Annotated in this window: 20 protein-coding genes; 14 read left to right on the forward strand and 6 right to left on the reverse strand. The window is 62.4% G+C overall.

What is annotated here, in order from left to right:
- Positions 1-3: 3 nt before the first annotated feature.
- Entirely contained in the window at positions 4-786 is a 783-nt protein-coding gene (locus AB8A38_RS15635) for a class I SAM-dependent methyltransferase (RefSeq protein ID WP_089262642.1), read from the reverse strand.
- A gap of 180 nt (positions 787-966) precedes the next feature.
- On the opposite strand from AB8A38_RS15635, the gene AB8A38_RS15640 reads away from it, so the two are divergent.
- From AB8A38_RS15640 to AB8A38_RS15650, 3 genes are all read left to right on the forward strand, one after another.
- Positions 967-1,314 carry an MliC family protein gene (locus AB8A38_RS15640; RefSeq protein WP_439086578.1) on the forward strand — a complete coding sequence of 116 codons (348 nt, stop codon included), beginning with the start codon at positions 967-969 and terminating at the stop codon, positions 1,312-1,314.
- Positions 1,315-1,398: 84 nt separating this feature from the next.
- Complete coding sequence (gloB, locus tag AB8A38_RS15645) at positions 1,399-2,166, forward strand: hydroxyacylglutathione hydrolase (protein WP_439086579.1); 768 nt, start codon at positions 1,399-1,401, stop codon at positions 2,164-2,166.
- On the forward strand, positions 2,166-2,600 hold the full coding sequence (locus tag AB8A38_RS15650) for a cupin domain-containing protein (RefSeq protein ID WP_439086580.1): 435 nt from the start codon (positions 2,166-2,168) through the stop codon (positions 2,598-2,600). Before gloB ends, AB8A38_RS15650 begins: the two co-directional genes overlap by 1 nt.
- Before the next feature lie 158 nt (positions 2,601-2,758).
- Here AB8A38_RS15650 and phbB read toward each other — a convergent pair whose 3' ends face one another.
- Positions 2,759-3,484: an acetoacetyl-CoA reductase gene (gene phbB / locus AB8A38_RS15655; RefSeq protein ID WP_068732968.1), complete on the reverse strand. Its 726-nt coding sequence runs from the start codon at positions 3,482-3,484 to the stop codon at positions 2,759-2,761.
- A gap of 183 nt (positions 3,485-3,667) precedes the next feature.
- Complete coding sequence (locus AB8A38_RS15660; RefSeq protein WP_068732966.1) at positions 3,668-4,846, reverse strand: acetyl-CoA C-acetyltransferase; 1,179 nt, start codon at positions 4,844-4,846, stop codon at positions 3,668-3,670.
- Positions 4,847-5,153: 307 nt separating this feature from the next.
- Between AB8A38_RS15660 and phaR the strand changes: the two genes are divergently transcribed.
- Together phaR and AB8A38_RS15670 are read left to right on the forward strand one after the other, a co-directional pair.
- Positions 5,154-5,753 (forward strand): polyhydroxyalkanoate synthesis repressor PhaR, encoded by a 600-nt coding sequence (gene phaR, locus AB8A38_RS15665; protein WP_315840504.1) that lies wholly within the window; start codon positions 5,154-5,156, stop codon positions 5,751-5,753.
- An 88-nt stretch (positions 5,754-5,841) separates the two neighbouring features.
- A complete protein-coding gene (locus tag AB8A38_RS15670; RefSeq protein ID WP_439086581.1) occupies positions 5,842-6,363 on the forward strand; it encodes a methylated-DNA--[protein]-cysteine S-methyltransferase in 522 nt (173 codons plus the stop codon).
- 211 nt (positions 6,364-6,574) lie between these two features.
- Here AB8A38_RS15670 and AB8A38_RS15675 read toward each other — a convergent pair whose 3' ends face one another.
- Together AB8A38_RS15675 and AB8A38_RS15680 are read right to left on the reverse strand one after the other, a co-directional pair.
- A complete protein-coding gene (locus AB8A38_RS15675; protein WP_439086582.1) occupies positions 6,575-7,657 on the reverse strand; it encodes a hypothetical protein in 1,083 nt (360 codons plus the stop codon).
- Positions 7,658-7,777: 120 nt separating this feature from the next.
- Entirely contained in the window at positions 7,778-10,573 is a 2,796-nt protein-coding gene (locus AB8A38_RS15680; protein WP_439086583.1) for a [protein-PII] uridylyltransferase, read from the reverse strand.
- Between the two features lie 271 nt (positions 10,574-10,844).
- Here AB8A38_RS15680 and AB8A38_RS15685 point away from each other — a divergent pair, with 271 nt between their 5' ends.
- The 6 genes from AB8A38_RS15685 to AB8A38_RS15710 all read left to right on the forward strand — a co-directional run bounded on the left by AB8A38_RS15685 (position 10,845) and on the right by AB8A38_RS15710 (position 15,556).
- Entirely contained in the window at positions 10,845-11,819 is a 975-nt protein-coding gene (locus AB8A38_RS15685; RefSeq protein WP_439086584.1) for an aliphatic sulfonate ABC transporter substrate-binding protein, read from the forward strand.
- Between the two features lie 96 nt (positions 11,820-11,915).
- Positions 11,916-12,764, forward strand: a complete 849-nt coding sequence (locus AB8A38_RS15690) for an ABC transporter permease (protein WP_315840501.1) — start codon at positions 11,916-11,918, stop codon at positions 12,762-12,764.
- A complete protein-coding gene (locus AB8A38_RS15695; protein WP_315840500.1) occupies positions 12,764-13,543 on the forward strand; it encodes an ABC transporter ATP-binding protein in 780 nt (259 codons plus the stop codon). Before AB8A38_RS15690 ends, AB8A38_RS15695 begins: the two co-directional genes overlap by 1 nt.
- Before the next feature lie 57 nt (positions 13,544-13,600).
- Positions 13,601-14,110 (forward strand): OsmC family protein, encoded by a 510-nt coding sequence (locus AB8A38_RS15700; protein WP_315840499.1) that lies wholly within the window; start codon positions 13,601-13,603, stop codon positions 14,108-14,110.
- 59 nt (positions 14,111-14,169) lie between these two features.
- The gene (locus AB8A38_RS15705; protein WP_315840498.1) at positions 14,170-14,967 is read left to right on the forward strand and encodes a hypothetical protein; all 798 of its coding nucleotides are present in this window, start codon (positions 14,170-14,172) and stop codon (positions 14,965-14,967) included.
- Positions 14,968-15,043: 76 nt separating this feature from the next.
- Entirely contained in the window at positions 15,044-15,556 is a 513-nt protein-coding gene (locus AB8A38_RS15710) for a hypothetical protein (protein WP_315840497.1), read from the forward strand.
- Here the strand turns inward: AB8A38_RS15710 and mutS are convergent, their stop codons facing one another.
- Complete coding sequence (gene mutS / locus AB8A38_RS15715) at positions 15,557-18,280, reverse strand: DNA mismatch repair protein MutS (RefSeq protein ID WP_439088530.1); 2,724 nt, start codon at positions 18,278-18,280, stop codon at positions 15,557-15,559. It abuts the gene before it with no gap.
- Positions 18,281-18,533: 253 nt separating this feature from the next.
- Here mutS and pcaF point away from each other — a divergent pair, with 253 nt between their 5' ends.
- From pcaF to pcaG, 3 genes are read left to right on the forward strand one after another with little or no spacing between them, the layout of a single operon-like run.
- Positions 18,534-19,742 carry a 3-oxoadipyl-CoA thiolase gene (gene pcaF, locus AB8A38_RS15720; protein ID WP_315840496.1) on the forward strand — a complete coding sequence of 403 codons (1,209 nt, stop codon included), beginning with the start codon at positions 18,534-18,536 and terminating at the stop codon, positions 19,740-19,742.
- Between the two features lie 58 nt (positions 19,743-19,800).
- A complete protein-coding gene (gene pcaH, locus AB8A38_RS15725) occupies positions 19,801-20,502 on the forward strand; it encodes a protocatechuate 3,4-dioxygenase subunit beta (RefSeq protein ID WP_068732948.1) in 702 nt (233 codons plus the stop codon).
- Positions 20,502-21,083, forward strand: a complete 582-nt coding sequence (pcaG, locus tag AB8A38_RS15730; protein WP_315840495.1) for a protocatechuate 3,4-dioxygenase subunit alpha — start codon at positions 20,502-20,504, stop codon at positions 21,081-21,083. Before pcaH ends, pcaG begins: the two co-directional genes overlap by 1 nt.
- Positions 21,084-21,108 lie beyond the last annotated feature (25 nt).

Genomic DNA, 21,108 nt, shown 5'->3' on the forward strand with positions numbered 1-21,108 from the left:
CGCTCAGCGCGAGTGCGGCTCGGCCTCGCCAAGATGATCCGTCTCATCGTCACGCCGCATCCCGGAGGTCGGCACCAGTACTGGCTGCAGCGCCGGAATCAGCCGCGTGCGTTCGCGCTTGGCGGGGATCGCCCGATAGACCTGTTTGGTGGCTTCGACGATATGCACGCCGGCGAACGGCATCGACAACGCCGCGCCAATCCGCTCCCACGCCATCGCCGAGCGCAGAAACCAGCCCATCCCGACCGGCGGCATGAACAGCGCCTCGCTCCACGCTGTCGGCGTAAACCAGGTCTGTCGCAGCAACTGCGTGATCTGCGAGCGCGAATAGGGGCGGCCGTGACCGAACGGCGTCGAGTCGGTGCGGGTCCAGACGCCCCGGCGATTCGGAATCACCGCCATCAACCGGCCGGACGGCGCAAGCACGCGCCAGACCTCGCGGAGCAAACCTTCGGGATCGTCGGACATTTCCAGGGCGTGCACCAGGATGATGCGATCGACGGCGGCATCCGGCAGCGGCAGCGAGAATTCGTCGACCAGTGTGGCCAGCGCGGGCTTTGCCGTCGGCCATTTCAGCACCCCCTGCGCCGCCGGCATGAAGGCGATGCAGCGTTCGGAATTCTCCCGGAAAAGGCCGAGATACGGTGTTGGGTACCCCAGACCGAGCACGCGCTGACCTTCGGCATCCGGCCAATGCGCCTGAATACCGCGATTGATCAGCCGCCGCGCCACGATACCGAGGCGGCGCGAATAGAAATCCCGGAGATCGATCACATCGATGGTCATGATGACTTTCTAACACGTTGCGGCGACCCACGATCCCCCGAATCGCGCATTGCCGGGGCAGCGTTAACGCCAGATATCCAGACCATCGCGGGCGGTGAGTTGCACCAATTGACAAGGCCGGCCCGGCTGCGGCCTAGTCGGAGAAACAGGTGCCGCGACGTCGTTGCAGGAGAGACAAAAATGCTGTCACGCCGAGGTCAAACAATCACAAGGGCGGCGGCGACGGCCGCGGGTCTGGCCGTGGCAGCACTCGCGCCATTCTCCGCCGAGGGCAATCCGGCGACGGTCGATTACATCTGCACCCCTGCGCTGCCGGGCGGCGACAAGATCTCCGTCGATTACAATTCAGGCGGCACGTCGATCACCCTGTTCTATCCCAATGGCGAAACGCTCCGCATGCCGATCCAGAGATCCGGCTCGGGCTTCCGCTACGGCGAAGGCAATGTCGGGATTACCGGCAAGGGCCAGACCACCATCACGCTGCAGATTGCCGGCCAGCCCGCGCGCCAATGTGTGACACCGCGCTGACCGTCATGCATCGCCCATATTCATCCCCATCAATTTGCCGCACGTATGTGCGAGCGCATCACGACGTGATCCAACGGAGTTACCATGGCTGCTGAAATTCGCGTCTTCCCCTGCCTGTCCGACAATTTCGGCTACCTGATCCACGATCCTCAGAGCCTGAAGACTGCCGCGATCGACGCGCCGGAAGCCGGTCCCATCATGAAGGTGCTGCAACGCGAAGTCTGGAAGCTCACGGATATTCTGGTGACGCATCACCATGCGGACCATGTCGGCGGTATCGCCGAGCTGAAGAAGACCTACGGCTGCAAGGTCACAGCGCCGCACGATCAGGGCACGGCAATTCCTGAAGTCGACGTCCGCGTCGCCGAGGGCGATATCGTGCAGGTCGGGGCGCTCACCGCGCGGGTGTTCGAGACCCCCGGCCATACGCTCGACCATATCTGCTACGTGTTCGACAGCGAGCTGGCGCTGTTCTCGGCCGACACGCTGTTTTCCGGCGGCTGCGGACGGGTGTTCGAAGGCACCTACCCGATGATGTGGCAGTCGCTGAAGAAGCTGCGCACACTGCCCGACGACTACCGGGTCTACTGCGGCCACGAATACACCGCGGCCAACATGAAGTTCTGCCTCGGCATCGACGCCAACAACGAAGCGCTGAAGAATCGCGCCGACGAAGTGGCGCAGCTGCGCGCCGTCGGCAAGCCAACCATCCCGGTGCTGCTCGGGCTTGAGAAGAAGACCAACGTGTTTCTGCGCGCCGACGATCCTGCCATCGCCGCCGCCGTCCGCCTCAAGGGATTCAGCGAGGACGACGTGTTCGGCGAACTCCGTGAACGCAAGAACAAGTCCTGATGACAGGCAAGACGCCAACTGCAGGCGAAATCATCGCGACGCTCGGCCTGCAGCCGCATCCCGAAGGCGGCCACTACCGCGAGACGTTTCGCGACAGTCGCATAGATGCCGGCGGGCGGGCGGCCTCGACGGCAATCTACTTCCTGCTAGCATCAGGCGAACGCTCGCATTGGCATCGCATCGATGCCGTCGAGATCTGGCACTATCATGCGGGTGCTCCGCTTACGCTGGAAATCGCCAGCGACGCCGGCCAGCGCACGATCACGCTCGGGCCGAACGTCGCCGCTGGACAGGAGCCGCAAGGCATTGTCCCACCGCATGCTTGGCAGGCCGCCTCCACCACTGGCGACTGGACACTGGTCGGCTGCACCGTGGCACCGGGTTTCGATTTCGCGACGTTTGAGTTGGCCCCGAAGGGCTGGAAGCCCGACTAGCTCGGCTTCCAAATCACATCCTTCGCTGCGATGCGGCGTCATTCGTAAAGCGATGTACGGCGAAGGCCAAAAACGCGGCGGTGGCGCATGTCGTACATCCTTCGAGACGCCCGCAAGGGCGGGCTCCTCAGGATGAGGTCAGCGAAAACCGCGTCCGCTCAGGCGTGATATTGCCCGCCATTGATGGTCATAGTCGAGCCCGTGAAGAAGCCGGACTCGTCTGCGGCTAGAAACACCACAGCGCGCGCAATTTCCTCGGGCTCGCCGAGGCGATTGACCGGGATCTGCGGCAAAATGCTCTTCTCAAGCACGGCGAGCGGCACGGCCTGCACCATCTCGGTGTTGATGTAGCCAGGACAGATCACGTTGACGGTAATACCGAGCTTGGCATTCTCCAGCGCCAGCGCCTTTGTGAAGCCGATGTCGCCGGCCTTGGCGGCCGAATAGTTGACCTGGCCGAACTGGCCCTTCTGGCCGTTGATCGATGAAATGTTGATGACACGGCCGAACTTACGTTCGCGCATACCCTCGATCACCTGACGGGTCATGTTGAACAACGAACCGAGATTGGTGTTAACCACCTTGTTCCACTGTTCCGGCGTCATCTTGTGGAAGGCACCATCCATGGTGATGCCGGCATTGTTGACCAGCACTTCCACCGGTCCCAGATCGGCCTCGACTTTTTTCACGCCGGCGGCGCATTCATCGAACGAACCGACATCCCACTTGTAGGTGCCGATACCCGTCTCGCTTTTGAATTTCTCGGCGGCGGCATCATTGCCGGCATAGCTTGCCGCGACGCTGTATCCCGCAATCTTCAAAGCCTTGCTGATTGCAGCGCCGATCCCTCGTGTTCCCCCGGTCACCAATGCAACGCGCGCCATGATCGATCCCTCCACCAATCTCTTTTGTAGTTATAGCTTCGAATTAATCTCGCGATACGCTGAACATCAAGCAGAATTGGACCATCAAGCGAAAATGCCCGACGCAAAGCGCCGGGCATTTTGTTGTAGCAGTGTGTGCAGTGCACGCGCGAGCCGATGTTTTCGGCACGCGACGCGTAAGGATTAGTCGCGTGCAATGCACATCGCGATGCCCATGCCGCCGCCGATGCACAGCGTGGCAAGGCCTTTCTTCGCGTCGCGCTTTTCCATCTCGTGCAACAGCGTGACGAGAACACGCGCACCAGATGCACCCACCGGATGACCGATCGCGATCGCGCCACCGTTGACGTTAACCTTCGACGTATCCCAGCCGAGGTCCTTGTTCACGGCGCAAGCCTGCGCAGCAAAAGCTTCATTGGCTTCGATCAGGTCGAGATCGTTGATGGTCCAGCCAGCCTTCTTCAGCGCGGCGCGCGATGCCGGGATCGGGCCAGTGCCCATGATCTTCGGATCAACGCCGGCCTGGCCCCACGACACGATGCGGGCCAGCGGCTTGAGGCCTTCCTTGGCGGCCTGCTTGGCGGTCATCAGCACCACGGCGGCGGCGCCGTCATTGATGCCCGATGCCGAGCCGGCGGTGACGGTACCATCCTTCTCGAAGGCCGGACGCAGCTTGGCCATGGCTTCGATCGTGGCGCCGTGGCGCGGATATTCGTCGCTGTCGACCACGGTGTCGCCCTTGCGGCCCTTGATGGTGACCGGAACGATCTCGTCCTTAAACTTGCCGGCCTTCTGCGCAGCTTCCGCTTTCTGCTGCGACGCAACAGCGAACTCGTCCTGCTGCTGGCGCGTGATCTGGTACTGCTTTGCCACGTTCTCGGCGGTGTTACCCATGTGATAGCCGTTGAAGGCATCCCACAGACCATCCTTGATCATGGTGTCGACGAATTCCACCGGTCCCATTTTCACGCCACCGCGCAGATATTGCGCATGCGGGGCCATGCTCATGGATTCCTGACCGCCGGCAACGACGATTTCCGAATCACCATTGAGCAGCGCCTGATAGCCGAGCGCGACCGTGCGCAGGCCGGACCCGCACAGCATGTTGACGCCCCAGGCCGAAGTTTCCACCGGCAGGCCGGCAGCAATCGAGGCCTGGCGCGCGGGGTTCTGGCCCTGCGCAGCAGTGAGGATCTGTCCCATGATGACTTCGGAGACGCGGGCCGGATCGATCTTGCCGCGCTCAAGCGCCGCCTTGATGGCAATGGCGCCGAGATCATGCGCCGGCATGGTGGCGAAAGCGCCGTTGAAGCTGCCGACGGGTGTGCGGGCAGCGCTGACGATGACGACATCGTCTGACATGGACATCTCCTGTGTTGAGGTTTTTTCGACGGTCAGAGCCAGGATGGCGGGGGCCGCGTTGCAAACTATCCTGTTAACTGAGGGGTGGACTGTCAATTGGCCCGACGTCAAATTACGGCCGCAACGCACGCAAAATGGCACGGATGTCGCTTTGCATAGCACAAGACTGCTGCCATTTTAACCGTGACGCACAAAACGGTAGCCGAGCCCCTTTGAAAGTGCTTACTTTATTGCATTGCGTTGTTCGACAACCTTATGGCGCGCTGCCGTAAGGTTCCCTGTCCTCGGTCCGTATGTGTGAGCCCCCATGGCGAAATCAGATCAACCCACGACAATCAAAAAATATGCGAACCGCCGGCTTTATAATACCGGAACAAGCACTTACGTGACGCTTGAAGATCTCGCTGCGATGGTAAAGGACGGCGAGGATTTTCTCGTCTATGACGCCAAGACCGGCGACGATATTACCCGCTCGGTGCTAGCCCAGATCATCTTTGAACAGGAAAACAAGGCTGGCCAGAATCTGCTACCAACCACTTTCCTACGCCAGTTGATCCGCTTCTATGGCGACAGCATGCAGATGGTGGTGCCGAAGTATCTCGAGCAGTCCATCGACAGCCTGACGCGCGAGCAGGAGAAATTCCGCAAGCAGATGACGAACACGTTCAGCATGACGCCGTTCGCGCCGCTTGAGGAAACCGTTCGTCGCAACATGGAATTGTTTCAGCAGACCTTCGCAATGTTCAAGCCGTTCGTGCCGCCGCGCGGCGGCGCGGCGGCGGCGGAGCCGGAAAAGGCGCCGGAGCCGACCGCTGAGCCTGCCGACACCATGGACGACCTGCGTCGCCAGATGAAGGAAATGCAGGAACGCCTCGAGCGCATGTCGCACGAGCCGAAGCCGGAATAATTCGCGGCTCACTTATCGGAAATCGGAATGACGCCGGCCGTAGCAACACCTACGGTCGGCGTTTCCATTTGATGAGCGCAACATCGCTATGGCGAAGCAACCCATCCCACTCACTCTCGACCGGCTCGACACCCCGATCGGCATCGCGCTGCTGGTGACGAACCACGGTGGCGCACTCTGCGCACTCGACTGGATCGATTACGAAGAGCGCTTGCTGACTTTGCTGCGTCGTTACTATGGGACGGTCGAACTGATCGAGAACTCGGCACCATCCGAAATCCGCAGCGCACTCTCACGCTATTTCGACGGCGACCTCAACCAACTCGATGGCATCACCTGCCACATCCCCGGCACGCCGTTTCAGAACCGTATCTGGACGGCACTGCGAAAAATCCCTGCAGGCAGCACACTCAGCTACGGCACGCTGGCGGCGCAACTCGGCGTGCCTACCGCGACGCGCGCGGTCGGCCATGCCAATGGTGCAAATCCCCTGAGTGTCGTCGTGCCCTGCCACCGCCTGATCGGCGCCAACGGTTCGCTCACCGGCTATGGCGGCGGCATCGCACGCAAACGTTGGCTGCTGGAGCACGAGGGCGTTGCGGTGAAGTAGATTCTCTCAGCCGTCATTGCGAGCTAAGCGAAGCAATCCAGTCTTTCTTCGCCTGCGCCTTTCTGGATTGCCGCGTCGCGTCGCTTCGCTTCTCGCAATGACGTGGAGAGGTCAAAGCGGCAAATGCACTTACGCCGCTGGCTTCTCCGCCGCATCGCCATTCGCCAGCAAATGGATCAGCGCGCGCTCGATCGCCGCTCATGGCGATAGTTTAGGGCGCTATTTTCAGATCAACCACTTCAGCCGACGCAACAGACGCGTCGTCGATTTCGGCGACGGACAGCATCTCCACTTCGTCTCGACCATAGCGTCTGATGGTCACCCGATCGCCATTGGTAAAGCTGACATAGATATTATCGCCAATCACTACGGGGCGTGAGAAGCCCCGTCCAGGTGCAGTAATCAAGCGTTCGGCGCCGGTTTTGAGGTCCGCGACCACCAAATCGTAGCGATAGGCACCAATGTCGGTCCTCGTCCTCAGGAATGCCACCAGCGAAGCATCGGCCGAAGCGCTTGGACGGGTAGCGATGCCGGATGCTTCGAAGGATGGCGATAGCGTCGTGGAAGGCACGCTGAGGAAGCCTTTCACCGCATCGAAGGGGAGTTGAAAAATACTGCTCTGGCGGTTCGAACTGGGATCCTGTTTTGGAATGATCGGCTTTTGCGACGGTGAGCCCAGCGCAGAAAAGTACAGCGATGCACCACCCAGACTAAGGGAGTGCAGCTCGTACAACTGAAAGTCAGTCAGTTGGCGCGCGCCGACTGCTGGATCGAACATCCAGATATCGTTGCGGTTCAGTCTTAAGCGGCCATCGTAGGCTTTAAAGTACGGACTCGAAACGTAGAGAAATCGACCGTTGGAAATTTCAAATGCAGAGTGAATCGAACCGCTGCTCTTGACGATGCTGCGGCAGGAAAACGTATCCGTCGCACATGACACCAATTCGTAGCCCTGCTGTTCGCCTAATGGAACACGGGAGAATAATAACCGTGCCCCGTCCGACGACAGATAGGCCGATGACAAATGCGCGCGTTCGCTGCGAATTCTAATTTTCCGTCCGCTTTGAAAATCAATCAGAAGCAGCTGCAAATTGTCGTCCGCACCGCTTTTCACGAGTAACGCAGCATTCTTGACAGATGCGGCGAGGTAAAAGCCCCTGTCCCTGCGACCGAGATCATCCGAGCTGCTGTTCGAACTCGCCCAACGCTGGAGACTAAATACGGCCACGCCGCCAACAAAGAGTATGCCGACAACTGCCGGCCACCAGAACAATTTGCGGAGTGGTTTGGGCAACACCAACCTCGAGCTTCAGTTTGCTTTTTGCAGCGCGGAACACGTCGTAGCAAAGCATTGCTGACAGATTGTCGGCTGTTTACTTCAAACTGTATCGATCACCCTCCCACCGCGTGCCTCCTACGCCGCCGGCTTCTCCGCGATATCGCCGTTTGCCAGCAGATGGATCAATGCGCGCTTGATCGCAGCCTGACGCGTCGGGGCATTGATCTGCGCTCCAAGCAAATCGGTGACGTAGAACACGTCTCGCGCGCGCTCGCCGAAGGTCGCCACATGCGCCGATGCGATGTTGAGGTTGAGTTTCGAGATCGCCGTGGTGAGCTGATACAAGAGGCCTGGCCTGTCGAGGCCGGACACCTCGATCACCGTATAGCGATCCGACCACTGGTTGTTGACGATGACTTCCGGCTCGACGGTGAAAGCCCTGATCTTGCCCTTGGTCGAGGCGCGCTTCGCCACGGTTTCCGGCAGCCGCACCTTGCCTTCGAGCACGTCCTCGATCATGTCGCCGATTCGTGTTGCACGGCGGCCTTCGTCGTCGTCGCGATCGTATTCCCGGGAGATCGCGATGGTGTCCAGCGCACGGCCATCGGTCGTGGTGTAAATCTGCGCGTCGACGATGTTGGCGCCGGCTGCGGCGCATGCGCCGGCGATGATCGACAGCAACCAGGGATGGTCGACGGCCAGAATCGTGAGCTCGGTGACGCCGCGGGCTTCATCGAACCCGACATTGATCGCGAGCTTGTGCCCGGCCTCTTCCGATGCGCGCAGGAAACGCGCATGGCGAATCTTGCGGTCGAGCTCGACCTTGAGCCAGTAGGCCGGATAGTGCCGCAGGATATAGGCGTTGAGATCCTGCTCGGGCCACTCGGTGAAGGCACGGCGGAATTCGGCCTGCGCCGACGCGATGCGCTGTGCGCGATTGACCTCGGAGAAACCACCGGTCAGCACCGGCTCGGTTTCGTAATACAGCGTCCGGATCAGCTGCGCCTTCCAGCCGTTCCAGACGCCGGGACCGACGCCGCGGATATCCGCGGTGGTGAGGATCGTGAGCAGCTTCATCTGCTCCACCGACTGCACCACGGCGGCGAAATTCTCGATGGTCTTGCTATCCGACAGGTCGCGCGACTGCGCCACCGTGGACATGGTCAGATGCTCTTCGATGAGCCACGCAACGAGATCGGTATCGGCGGCGTTGAATCCGAGCCGCGGGCATAGCCGCCGCGCCACCTTGGCGCCGGCGATGGAGTGATCCTCCGGGCGCCCCTTGGCGATGTCATGAAGTAACACCGTGATATAGATCACCGCCCGATGCTCCGGGCGGATCTTGCGCATCAGATCGCTGGCGACAACGAACTCGTCATTCCCGCCCCGCTCGATCTCCTGAAGGATGCCGACACACCGCAGCAGATGCTCATCCACCGTATAGTGATGATACATGTTGAACTGCATCATCGACACGATGCGGCCGAAGGCACGAATGAAATGACCGAGTACGCCGGTCTCGTTCATCCGCCGCAGCACGATCTCGGCATTGTCCGAGGTCAGGATCTCCATAAACAGCGCGTTAGCTTCGGCGTTCTCGCGGATCTCGGGCGTGATCAGCCGGAGCGAGCGCGTCGCGGTCCGCATCGCATCAGGATGGAATGCCAGATTATGCTTCTGTGCCAATCGGAAGAACCGGATCAGATTGATCGGGTCTTCCTTGAACACGTCGGGCGCAGCAAGGTTGATGCGGTTGTTGTCGATGATGAACGCATCGCTGTCCGGCAGCCGGCGGCGATGCATCTCGGGCCGCAGCTTCGCCATCATGCGCGTCAGCGCCGGCGCCGGCTTGGCCTGCTGGTCTTCGAGCTTGGCGCACAGGATCGCGGTGAGATCGCCGACTTCCTTGGCAATCAGGAAGTAGTGCTTCATGAAGCGCTCGACGTCCTGCATACCGGGATGCGAGGTATAGCCGAGACGAACGGCAATCTCGCGCTGCAGGTCAAAGGACAGCCGCTCTTCCGGCCGTTTGGTCAGGAAGTGGATATTGCAGCGGACCGACCACAGGAAGTCTTCGCAACGCTTGAAGGTGCGGTATTCCTGCGGATCGAACACGCCCCGCGCCACCAGCTCCTTGCTGTCGCGCACCCGATAGACGTATTTCGCAATCCAGAACACGGTGTGCAGATCGCGCAGACCGCCCTTGCCGTCCTTGACGTTGGGCTCGACCAGATAGCGCGACTGGCCGCCACGGCGATGGCGCTCCTCGCGTTCGGCGAGCTTGGCAGTGACGAATTCGGCGGCGGTGCCCTGCACCACTTCGGCATCGAAACGCGTGACGAGTTCGTCGTAGAGAGCCTGATCGCCGGTGAGGAAGCGCGTTTCCAGGATTGCGGTGCGGATCGTCATGTCTCCGCGCGCCTGGCGAATCGATTCATCCACCGAACGCGTAGCGTGGCCGACCTTCAGGCCCATATCCCACAGGCAATAGAGAATGACTTCGGCGACCTGTTCGCCCCAGGCGGTCTGCTTGTAGGGCAGGATGAACAACAGATCGATGTCGGATTCCGGTGCCATCAGCCCACGGCCATAGCCACCGGTGGAGACCACCGCCATGCGCTCGGCGCCGGACGGGATTGGCGAATGATACAGATGCTTCGTCGCCGCGGCGAACAACATGCGGATGATCTCATCCTGCACGTGGCAGAGTTGCTCGGCACAGCGTCGGCCGTGGCGGTCCTTCAGCAACACGGCCTCGGCGGCTTCACTGGCCTTGAGCAGTTCCGCCTTCAGCAGCTTGGCGACCGCGGCGCGAAACAAATCGTTCTTGCCGCGATGCTGCGCTGCAAGCACATCGATCTCGGCGGTAATCCGCGTCGTGTCGAAGTCGGTTTCGGTTGTCAGTCTGTCTTGTGTAGCAACGCTGTCCATGAACAACCCGGATATCGGACGGCGCAAGCGCTGTCACGGTGATTGTAGCCCCTCAGCTAGTCCATGCTGCCTTTTGCGCAATCCGGGCAACAACGTTCTCGCGGCGGTGTCATTGGCGCATCATATCTTCTCGTTGACGGAACGCCATAACTAATTGAAATTAAAGCACGTTTTCGCACACAGTGCGACCCCGGCGCGGTGCCATGACGCCCGCAGGATGCAAGTCGCCTTCAAATCTCACGCTTCGATCGTCCATCAGGGAGAGACCAGAATGTTCACGATGTCACGGCGCGCTGTCGCCGGTCTGATTGCTGCGGCTGCACTGCTGCCCGGAGCTGCCTTCGCCGCCGAGCCGCTCAAGGAAATCCGGCTCGATTGGGCGACCTACAATCCGGTCTCGATCATCCTCAAACAGAACGGCCTCCTGGAGAAGGAATTCGCCAAGGACGGCGTGAAGATCACCTGGGTACAGTCGGCCGGCTCCAACAAGGCGCTCGAATTCCTCAATGCGGGGTCCATCGATTTCGGCTCGACCGCGGGCTCCGCCGCGCTGGTGGCAAAAATCAACGGCAACCCGATCAAGTCGGTCTATGTCTATTCGCGTCCGGAATGGACGGCGCTGGTCACCGGCAAGGACTCCAAGATCGCCTCCGTCGCCGATCTCAAGGGCAAGCGGGTCGCGGTGACCCGCGGCACCGATCCCCACATTTTCCTGGTCCGCGCTTTGCTCGGCGCCGGCCTGACCGACAAGGACATCACGCCAGTTCTGCTGCAGCATGCCGACGGCAAGGCCGCGCTGATCCGCGGCGACGTCGATGCATGGGCCGGACTCGATCCGATGATGGCGCAGGTCGAGGTTGAGGACGGCGCCAAGCTGTTCTTCCGCAAGCCCGACGCCAACACCTGGGGCATCCTCAATGTGCGCGAGCAATTCCTGAAAGATTATCCGGATGCCGCCCGCCGTGTGCTCGCCGTCTATGAGGACGCCCGCAAATATTCGCTGGAGAATTATCCCGAGCTGAAGAAGGCCTTTATCGGCGTCACCAAGCTGCCCGACGCCGTCGTCGACAAGCAGCTCAAGGAACGCACCGAGCTGACCCACAGCCGCATCGGCGCACCGCAGCGCGAGTCCATCCTCGCCGCAGGCTTGGCATTGCAGCAGGCCGGTGTGATCGACGCCAAAGTTGATGTGAAGGCAACGGTCGACGCTTTGATCGACGATCAAGTTCCACTGCCGAAGAGCTAAGCCTCTCGCACCTGCGAAGCCATCCTTCACCGTCCCTGCAAAGGGAGGGTGAAGCTTTTGACCACCTTGCAAACCAAATCGAGACGCGCTTCAGCTATGGCCATGACGCTCGACACGACCGCATCCGACGTCGCGGAGATCAATGAAAAATCCGCATCCAACAGGCGCTGGCAGCGTTTCGCGCGGCCGGCGCTGGGCATCGTACTGCCGCTGACACTCGCGCTGGCATGGGAGCTAGCAGTTTGGTCCGGCTGGTCGAATGGCCGACTCGTGCCGCCGCCATCGCGCGTCTTTGCCACCATCATGGAGCTCGCCCGAAGCGGCGAACTCTGGCGCCATATCACTACGACGCTGTCGCGCGTTGCCGCCGGCTTCGGGCTTGGCGTCGTCGCCGGAACGCTGCTCGGCGCGATCTCCGGCTATTGGGGCATCGCACGACGGTTGCTCGATCCCACCGTTCAGGCGCTGCGCGCCATTCCATCGATCGCCTGGGTGCCGCTGTTCATCCTGTGGCTCGGCATTTTCGAAACCTCGAAGGTCGCGTTGATTGCCGTGGGCGTGTTCTTTCCCGTTTATCTCGGCGTGATGGGCGCGATCCTCTCGGTCGATCGCAAGATCGTCGAGGTCGGCCGCACCTTCCGCCTCTCCGGCCCCGCCATGATCCGCCGCATCCTGCTGCCCGCAGTGCTGCCGGCCTATGTTGTTGCACTCCGCGTCGGCCTCGGGCTCGGCTGGATGTTCGTCGTCGCCGCCGAATTCATGGGCGCTTCCGAAGGGCTCGGCTATCTCCTGATCGACGGCCAGCAGCTTGGCAAGCCGGCGCAGATCCTCGCCGCGATCACCATCTTCGCATTGCTCGGCAAGACCACCGACTGGCTGATCGAATTGATCACGACGCCACTGCTGCGCTGGCAGGATGCGTTCCGTCCGGGCGGAGAGAGCTGATGCTCGCCCTAGACAAGGTCGGCAAGACCTATCCCAACGGCGTCCATGCGATCGAGCGCTTCACCGCGCAAATCCCGCAGGGCGAGATCGTTGCCATCATCGGCGGCTCCGGCTGCGGAAAATCGACGCTGCTGCGCGCCGTCGCCGGTCTCGACCGTGCCTCGACCGGCAGCATCCGCATCGACAATATCGATATCCGCGCGCCGCACGAGAAAATCGGCATCATCTTCCAGGAGCCGCGGCTGCTGCCGTGGCTGAGCGTCGCCGACAATATCGGCTTCGGCCTGTCCGACCTTCCCGTCGCCACACGGCGCGAGAAAGTCGCGCAGGCCCTGGCGCGCGTCGGCCTGTCCGATAAAGCCAAGGCATGGCCGCGCGAATTGTCCGGCGGTCAGGCGCAGCGCGTCGCCATTGCCCGTGCATTGGTGCCGCAGCCGGAAGTACTCCTGCTCGACGAACCGTTCTCAGCGCTCGACGCCTTCACGCGCCGCGATCTGCAGGATCATCTCCTCGATCTCTGGGCCGATACACGGCCGACGCTGATCCTCGTCACCCATGACGTCGACGAAGCTGTCGTGCTGGCCGATCGCGTGCTGGTGATGCGTCCGCGGCCCGGCCGGCTGTTCGCCGAGATCGATGTCGGCCTCGCCCGTCCCCGCGACCGTGCCTCACCGCTGTTCGACGCCGTGAAGCGCCGCGTGCTCAACGCACTGGATCGATCGCTGGATCGCGACGTGCCCGATAGCGCGCCCGCCGAGACCGTCGGCGCGTGGTGGTGACAACAGCACCGCGAGCTAATAAAAGCTGCAACTAACAAAATCTCAGGGAGAGATATCATGGACGCCACCGCGCTTCGCGCCACCCAGGCCCCCATCAAAGAGCTCTACAAGACCGATCCAAAGGCTGCCTTCATCACGCTCAAAGCCAAGGGCTCGATCGACAGTGACGGCATCGCCTGCAAGGTCGAGACAGGCCGGCAAATCGCCGCTGCCGGTCTGCACCCTGCAACTGGCGGCTCCGGACTTGAACTGTGTTCGGGCGACATGCTGTTGGAAGCATTGGTGGCCTGCGCCGGCGTCACACTGAAATCAGTGGCCACCGCGGTCGAAATTCCCTTGAAGTCCGGCAATGTGACAGCCGAGGGCGATCTCGATTTCCGCGGCACGCTCGGCGTCGACAAGGAAGCCCCGGTCGGCTTCGCCGAAATCCGCCTGCGCTTCGACGTCGACACCGACGCGCCGCAGGACAAGCTCGATCTGCTGCTGAAGCTGACCGAGCGTTATTGCGTGGTCTACCAGACCATCAAACATGGCCCGAAGGTTTCGGTGTCCCTCAACAGAGTGTAAGCAGGCCGGACGATCCACCAAGAAAGAGGAGGCCAAGCACCTCCTCTCGTCAGGCTGCCATGTCCCCCGAACTTGCCTTCCTCCTGACGCTCACTCTGCGCATGGCGATCACCGCCGCCTTTGTGATCACCGCCTCCATCATTACCGAACGATCCGGCCCGGTGATCGGCGCATTGGTAGCGACGCTGCCGATCTCGGCAGGACCTTCCTACGTTTTTCTCGCGCTCGATCACGACGCCGCCTTCATCGCGCAGGGCGCGCTGGCCAGCCTGCCGATCAATGGCGCGACGATGTTTCTCGGGCTGACTTACGTGCTGCTGGCACAACGCTACAACGTGATCGTCAGCCTCGGCGCCGCCGTGCTGGTGTGGTTCACCCTCGCCCTCCTGGTGCGGCAATTCGAATGGACTTTGCTTGGCGGTATCGCCGCCAATGTCGTGGCCTTCGGCATCTGCCTGCCGCTGATGGCGCGGTTTCGCCATGCGAAGATGCCGCTCATCACAAGACGCTGGTACGACATCCCGCTACGCGCCGCACTCGTCGCGACACTGGTCGCCACGGTGGTGACGCTGTCCTCGACCATCGGCCCTACCGGCAGCGGCATCCTCGCGCTCTATCCCGTGGTGTTCACCAGCCTGATGCTGATTCTGCATCCGCGGATCGGCGGCCCGCCCACCGCCGCGGTGATCGCCAATGGCGGCTGGGGCCTCATGGGCTTCGGCATCGCCGTCGCGGTCATGCACCTCACGGCACTACGCTTCGGCTCGGTGATCGCGCTGAGCATGGCGCTCGCCACCTGCGTGGTATGGAATCTCGGGTTGTGGACGCTGGGACGCAGGAAGATCCGCGCGGTCTAGCAAGCGGGTCGGAAAGCGGGTGGCAATCGACTCATTGCTGCACAAGTCTGTTCATATGAACGAACGGAGTGCGATGATGAGCTTCGACATCGAGGCCGTGCACCGGATTTTGGGCGGCAGACGAGACGGGGTCCGCAATCCCTTTCAAGTCATAGACCCGCCTTCGCCCAACGATCTGGATGCGACTGCGTTCGCGGCAAGCGTCGACCTCACCGGTTCAGCCGATGATGATAATGCACACCGCTGGCACGACGGGAATCAATCGGCCGCCGCCGATCTCGACGGCGACTGGTTCAGCCGCTGGAACGGTGGCGCCGATCCGACCATTCCCGGCGACGCCAACGACAAATGGAAGCACGGCGCCGCCCAACTGAGAATGACGGATGACCGGATCTATCTGCTGTTCACCTGGGACGATGGCCGTCGCATTGGCCTGATCGACGCCCGTCGCGACGGCGCGCGCAACCTGGCCGGCAAATACATCAATCTCACCGCACCCGAGATCGTGCGCCCATGGGCGGGACTGATCGTTGACACCAACCGCATCGACGGCCGCTGGACCAACGGCCGCCTCGACTTCCGCCGATAACTACTTCGGCAGTTTCGCCTTCAGCGCATAGAGCGCATCCAGCGCCTCGCGCGGCGACATTTCGTCGGGATGCAGCGCCTTCACGGCCTCCATCAGCAATTCCGCCTCCGACGGAGGGGCCGCCTCGACCGGTGCACGCGCTGTGATCGCGAACAGCGGCAAATCGTCCATTAATGCCTTGGCGCTTTGACCGCGATCCTGCGCTTCCAGCTTGGCCAGCACCGACTTCGCGCGCGCGATCACCGCGGGCGGCAGGCCGGCGAGTTTGGCCACCTGAATGCCATAGGAGCGATCCGCCGAACCCGGCAGCACCTCGTGCAGGAACACGACGTCGCCGTGCCATTCCTTGACCCGCACCGTGGCATTGAACAGCCGCGGCAGTTTCGCCGACAGCGCGGTGAGCTCGTGATAATGCGTCGCGAACAAAGCGCGGCAGCGATTGCTCTCGTGCAAATGCTCGATCGCCGCCCAGGCGATCGACAGACCGTCGAAGGTCGCGGTGCCACGACCGATTTCGTCGAGGATCACCAGCGCGCGCTCGGTGGCCTGATTGAGGATGACCGCCGTCTCCACCATCTCGACCATGAAGGTCGAACGACCGCGCGCGAGATCATCAGCAGCGCCGACGCGCGAGAACAGCCTGTCGACAATGCCGATGCGGGCGCGCGATGCCGGCACGAAACTGCCGATCTGCGCCAGCAGTGCGATCAGCGCATTCTGGCGCAGGAAGGTCGACTTACCCGCCATGTTCGGGCCGGTGATCAACCAGATCTGCCCGGACTTCTGCCCCGGCCCCGGCGACAGATCACTGGCATTGGCGATGAACGGCTGGCCGTCGCGGCGCAGCGCCTGTTCGACCACCGGATGCCGGCCCCCCTCGATGGCGAACAGCAGCGAGTTATCGACGTCCGGGCGGATATAATTGTCATCGACCGCCAGCTTCGCCAGTGCCGTCGCCACATCCAGCAGCGCGAAGGCATGGGCGGCAGCGCGCAGATCTTCCGAGGCCTCGGCGACCATCGCCGACAGCCGTTCGAAGATTTCGAGTTCGAGCCCAAGCGCGCGGTCGCCGGCATTGGCGATCTTGGCTTCGATCTCGCCCAGTTCGGACGTGGTGAAGCGCACCTGCCCGGCCAGCGTCTGACGATGGATGAAGATCGCATTCAGCGGCGGCTGCATGAGCTTGTCGCCATGCTGCGCGGTGACCTCGACGAAATAGCCGAGCACGTTGTTATGCCGGATCTTCAGCGCCTTGACGCCCGTGTCATCGGCGTAGCGCGCCTGCATCGACGCCACCACGAGCCGCGAGGCGTCGCGCAGATTGCGGGTTTCGTCGAGCACCGGCTCGAAGCCTTCGCGCACGAAGCCGCCGTCGCGCTTCAGCAGTGGAAGATCGTCGGCCAGCGCCCGCGCAAAGGTCGCGGCGAGTTCGCGCGATGGCCGGCGCAGGCCGGTCATCGCGGCGGTGATATCCGCTGGCAGATTGTCGATGGCGCCGAGACGCGCCAGCACCTGATCTGCGGCAAGCACACCATCACGCAGACAGGCGAGATCGCGCGGACCGCCGCGGCCGACCGAAAGCCGCGCCAGTGCGCGCGACATATCAGGCGCAGACTTCAGGGCCGAGCGCAGATCGTCGCGCAGCCCGCTGTCGGATACGAAACTCGTGACCGCATCGAGCCGGCGGCCGATGGCCGCTTCATCGGTCAGCGGCGCGGCAAGACGCTGCGCCAGCAGGCGCGAGCCGGCGGCCGTCACGGTGCAGTCGATCGCATCCAGCAGCGAGCCCTTGCGCTCGCCTGATAGCGTTCGCGTCAGTTCGAGATTGGCGCGCGTCGCCGGATCGATCGCCATGGTGGTGCCGACCGCTTCGTGGGTCGGCGGCGACAGCGGCACACGTTTGCCAACCTGGGTGCGCTCGACATAGGTGACACACGCCGCCGCAGCGGTCGCTTCCAGCGGCGACATGACGCTGAGGCCATCCATGGTGGCGACGGCAAAGTAATCGCACAGCCGGCGTTCGGCGGTGGCACCATCGAACACGTCACGGGTCAGCGACGTTACCGCCGGCAATTCGCGCAGCAACTGGCTGAGATCAGGATCGCTGTAGAGCGCGTCCGTAACCAGCACCTCATTGGGATTGATCCGCGCCAACGTCGCGCCGAGTTCGCCCGTCGCACATTCGGTGACGATGAATTCCGCGGTGGAAATATCTATCCAGGCAAGACCGATACGGTCGGCACCAGCCGAGCCCTTGCTGCGCGCAATCGCCAGTAGATAATTGTTGGCGCGGGCATCGAGCAGGTTTTCTTCCGTCAGCGTACCCGGCGTCACCACGCGGACGACGTCGCGGCGGACCACGCTCTTGCCGCCGCGCTTCTTCGCCTCGGCCGGATCCTCCATCTGTTCGCAGACGGCGACACGGATGCCGAGCGAGATCAGGCGGTGCAGATAATCATCGGCGCGGACCACAGGCACGCCGCACATCGGGATATCCATGCCCTGATGCTTGCCGCGCTTGGTCAGCACGATCCCCAGGGCGCGCGAGGCGACCTCCGCATCCTCGAAGAAGATCTCGTAGAAATCGCCCATCCGGTAAAACAGCAACAGGCCAGGATTGGCGGCCTTGATCTCAAGATACTGTTCCATCATCGGAGACACTTTTGCGGTGTCTTCCACACGGGGAGCGGGTTCTGGGGCGGTAATGGGCTGCTGGATCGTCATGGCGGCGGACGCTAGCAAATTTTGCTCCGCCGATCCCACCCGCGGCTGTCGCAAACCATAGTTTTCCCCACCGCGGCGAGGCAGTTGACAAGTCAACTACGATTTCATATCCGCAGTTCTCAAGGGAATTCCTGAATTCCCGCGGACAACGCTGCCACCCAGCAGCGGCATTTGACCGGGTGAGCGGGGGTTCTTAAAACCACCGCGAAAATCCGGCAATCGAGCGCGGATGCAGTCTCCAGGGAGAGAATTGATGAGCGATGTCTTCATTTGCGACGCCGTCCGCACCCCCATCGGCCGTTTCGGCGGCTCCCTTGCCAAAGTTCGCGCCGACGACCTCGCCGCCGCCCCCATTAAAGCCCTGATGGACCGCAATCCCGGCGTGGATTGGGCTGCCGTCGAGGAAGTCTATTTCGGCTGCGCCAACCAGGCCGGTGAAGACAACCGCAACGTCGCCCGCATGGCGGCGCTGCTGGCCGGTCTCCCCGATTCCGTTCCCGGCGCCACGCTGAACCGCCTTTGCGCCTCCGGTCTCGATGCCGTTGGCGCCGGCGCCCGCGCCATCCGCGCCGGTGAAATCGATTTTGCCATTGCCGGCGGCGTCGAATCCATGACCCGGGCGCCGTTCGTGCAGGGCAAAGCCACCGAAGCGTTTTCGCGCTCGGCGGAAATCTTCGACACCACCATCGGCTGGCGCTTCATCAACCCGCTGATGAAGGAAAAATACGGCGTCGACGCCATGCCGGAGACCGGCGAAAACGTCGCGCAGGATTTCCAGATCTCCCGCGCCGACCAGGACGCCTTCGCCATCCGCTCGCAGCAGAACGCCGGCAAGGCCATTGCAGCGGGTTACTTCGCCGAAGAAATCATCCCGGTGATGGTGCCCGGCGGCAAGGCCGGCCCGATCGCCGTCGACAAGGACGAGCATCCGCGCCCCGAGACCACGCTGGAAGGCCTCGCCAAGCTGCGCCCGATCGTGCGCAAGGACGGCACGGTCACCGCCGGCAACGCCTCGGGCGTCAATGATGGTGCCTGCGCCATGATCCTTGCTTCGGGCGCCGCGGTGGAGAAGCACGGCCTCAAGGCCCGCGCCCGTATTCTCGGCCTCGCCTCGGGCGGCGTCGCGCCGCGCATCATGGGCATTGGCCCGGTGCCGGCGACCAAGAAGCTGATGGAACGCCTTGGTCTGAAGATCAGCGATTTCGACCTGATCGAACTCAACGAGGCCTTCGCCTCGCAGGGCATCGCCGTACTGCGCCAGCTCGGCGTCAAGGAAGACGCTGACTTCGTCAATCCGCATGGCGGCGCGATCGCGCTCGGCCATCCGCTCGGCATGAGCGGCGCCCGCCTCGCGATGACGGCGGTGCACGGCATGGAGAAGCGCGGCGGCAAGCTCGCGCTGGCAACCATGTGCGTCGGCGTCGGTCAGGGCGTCGCCATGGCGATCGAGAAGCTGAACTAAAACTTAAGTCCACAAGCAAGCCGCCGCGGGATCCGCGGCGGCCAAAGGGGAAACCAGCATGACGCTAATCTATCCCGTCGAGAGCAATGCGGCGCACGCGCCGCGCCTCTCACCCGGCTACAAGAGCACCATCAAGCGTGCCCCGCAGAAGCAGCGCATCCTGATGCCGCACACGCTGTCGGAAACGACAGGACCGGTCTATGGCCACGAGACCGTGCGCCCCGGCGATCATGACCTTACCACCATGCATGCCGGCGAGCCGCTCGGCGAACGCATCATCGTCCACGGCACCGTGATGGACGAGGACGGCCGCGGCGTGCCGAACACGCTGGTCGAACTGTGGCAGGCCAATGCCTGCGGCCGCTATGTGCATGTCTGGGACCAGCATCCCGCGCCGCTCGATCCGAATTTCACCGGCGCCGGCCGCACCGTCACCGACGCCGCGGGCAACTACAAGTTCGTCACCATCAAGCCCGGCGCCTATCCGTGGGGCAATCACCATAATGCCTGGCGCCCTGCGCACATCCACTTCTCGGTGTTCGGCCATTCCTTCGTCTCGCGCCTCGTGACGCAGATGTATTTCCCGAACGATCCCTTGTTCCCGTTCGATCCGATCTTCAACTCGGTCACTGACGAAAAGGCACGCCTGCGCATGGTGTCGGATTTCGACCTCGACGTCACCGAGCCCGGCTGGGCGCTGGCCTACCGCTTCAACATCGTTTTGCGCGGCCGCAACGCGACCCCGACGGAGAATCACTGATGCCCGGAATTACCCCGTCGCAGACCGTCGGTCCGTTCTATGCCTACGGCCTGACGCCGAACGGCAAATACGCCTGGAACGACGCCTTCACCAGCAACCTGCTAACGCCCGACGTCACCGGCGACAAGATCCGCATCGAAGGCGTGATCTATGACGGCGACGGCAAGGTGGTGCCCGACGCCGTGCTGGAAATCTGGCAGGCCGACGCGCAGGGCCGCTTCGCCGATCCGCAGGACACCCGCGGGCTGCCGAATTCGAGCTTCAAGGGTTTCGGCCGCTCCGGCACCACCGATGCCGGCGAATATTCGTTCGACACCGTCAAACCCGGCAGCGTGCCCGGCCATGACGGCAAGCCGCAGGCGCCGCATATCGTGATGGCCGTGTTTGGCCGCGGCATGACCATGCAGTCGATGACGCGTATCTATTTCGAGGACGAAGCCGCGACGGCTGATGATGCGGTGATGAACCTCGTCCCGGCCGACCGCCGCGCGACGATCATCGCGAAGAAGACGGCGCCTGGCGTGTATCGGTTTGATATCCACCTGCAAGGCGCCAACGAGACGGTGTTCTTCGACGTGTGAGTTTTTAACCTCTCCCCGCCCTTTG

It is taken from the genome of Tardiphaga sp. 839_C3_N1_4 (assembly GCF_051811045.1).
Lineage (GTDB): Bacteria > Pseudomonadota > Alphaproteobacteria > Rhizobiales > Xanthobacteraceae > Tardiphaga.